Source organism: Streptococcus suis (assembly GCF_017601095.1).
GTDB classification, from domain to species: domain Bacteria; phylum Bacillota; class Bacilli; order Lactobacillales; family Streptococcaceae; genus Streptococcus; species Streptococcus suis_Z.
The window spans coordinates 1-1661 of record NZ_JAGFUX010000033.1; the positions used below are offsets into that span (position 1 = coordinate 1).

Consider the following 1661-nt stretch of genomic DNA (forward strand, 5'->3'; position numbering starts at 1 on the left):
GCTGTGAGCTGTGAGCTGTGAGCTGTGAGCTGTGAGCTGTGAGCTGTGAGCTGTGAGCTGTGAGCTGTGAGCTGTGAGCTGTGAGCTGTGAGCTGTGAGCTGTGAGCTGTGAGCTGTGAGCTGTGAGTGCGTTCATAATGCTTAATTTCCTTTATTTTTGATACTTCTATTATATCAAAATTCTGGCTTTTTGCATAGTAGAAGTTTACATTTTTATTGACAATCATTCTTATTTTCGATATAATATACTTACGAAGTAAGGAGTACCAGTTATGAAGTTTGAGTTTAAATCATTATTTGATTTACAATCTGCTTTTCCAGACGAACAGTCATGTATTGACCATTTAGAAAATATGATTTGGGGCGATGTGATTATCAGCCCTTTTGATGCTACCTCAAAGGTCTACAAATGTAAAGGTAACAAATACCGTTGTAAAAATACTGGAAAATACTTCAATGTCAAGACTGGTACTCTTTTTGATAATACTAAAATTGAACTTCGTAAATGGTTTATGGCAATTTGGCTTGTGACTTCTCACAAAAAAGGAATCTCATCTGTACAATTATCAAAAGATATTGGTGTTACGCAAAAAACAGCTTGGTTCATGCTGGAACGTATCCGTAAGTGTTTTAGTTCTGAAAACAACAATAGTCTTGATGATGTTGTGGAAGTTGATGAAACCTACATAGGTGGTAAAAACAAGAACCGTCATAACTCCAAAAAAGTTAAAAATGCTCAAGGGCGTTCATTGAAAGACAAATCTGCTGTAGTAGGCATGGTACAACGTCAAGGTAAAGTTAATGCTCATCATGTTCCAGATACAAAGACGAAAACATTGACTGAACAGATTGTCAAATACGTAAAGGAAACAGCTCAACTTTACACTGATGAATGGCTGGGTTATAATAAAGTGGCTAAGATGTATAATCATGACTTTGTTAATCATGGAATTAGTGAGTATGTGCAAGGTGATGTTTATACCAACACGATTGAAGGCTTTTGGGCTGGATTGAAACGTGGAGTATTAGGAATTTATCACTCATGGTCCAAGAAATATCTTCAAGACTATGTAGATGAATTTGTTTTCCGTTATAACACTCGTGATTATTCGGATAGTCAGCGTTTTAATCTCTTACTTTCAAATGCCTGTGTCCGTACTAAATATAGGGAGCTGATTTATGGCTACTAATACACCAAATGATTTACATTTTGAATTGGAAAGGTCTATTTCTCGAAGAGTTGATAGTAAACTAATTGGGTATCAGGTTAGTCTTTCTGATGGATTTTATGACAAATATACGAAATTCTGGGATAAAAAGTACAGTTTTGATTTTGTTACTAATCATCGTTCTTTTTATGCTCAACTAACGAAAACTTGTGTCTATGATGCGTTGAAAGAAAGTCTCAAAAAAGTAGATAGAAAAGCAATCGCTAAACACATGGCAGAGCTGGAAGCCTTGATTGATGTCGCAGAGAATAAAGAGGAATTTCAAAACTTTTTTGAGAAAAAGTATAGTCTCAAATTCCCTGATTTGAAGGATTGTATATATCAGAAGAAAAAAGAATTATCTGATTTTGATAAGAAACTCTGGATAGCCATGCACTATAATCCTAGAGAAGATAAGGGGGAAGAATAATGACAACATGGTATGATTACATG

The 1661-nt window shown here is 35.3% G+C and carries 2 protein-coding genes; both read left to right on the forward strand.

The window, feature by feature from the left end:
- Positions 1-272: 272 nt before the first annotated feature.
- Complete coding sequence (locus tag J5566_RS10410; protein ID WP_074485110.1) at positions 273-1190, forward strand: IS1595 family transposase; 918 nt, start codon at positions 273-275, stop codon at positions 1188-1190.
- Positions 1180-1638 carry a hypothetical protein gene (locus tag J5566_RS10415; protein WP_172026636.1) on the forward strand — a complete coding sequence of 153 codons (459 nt, stop codon included), beginning with the start codon at positions 1180-1182 and terminating at the stop codon, positions 1636-1638. The genes J5566_RS10410 and J5566_RS10415 overlap by 11 nt, the downstream gene beginning before the upstream one ends.
- The last annotated feature ends 23 nt before the right edge of the window (positions 1639-1661 follow it).

Bases quoted from the DNA above. Each gene is read 5' to 3' on its own strand.
- J5566_RS10410 (WP_074485110.1), top strand. From the start codon at position 273: ATGAAGTTTGAGTTTAAATCATTATTTGATTTACAATCTGCTTTTCCA.
- J5566_RS10415 (WP_172026636.1), top strand. From the start codon at position 1,180: ATGGCTACTAATACACCAAATGATTTACATTTTGAATTGGAAAGGTCT.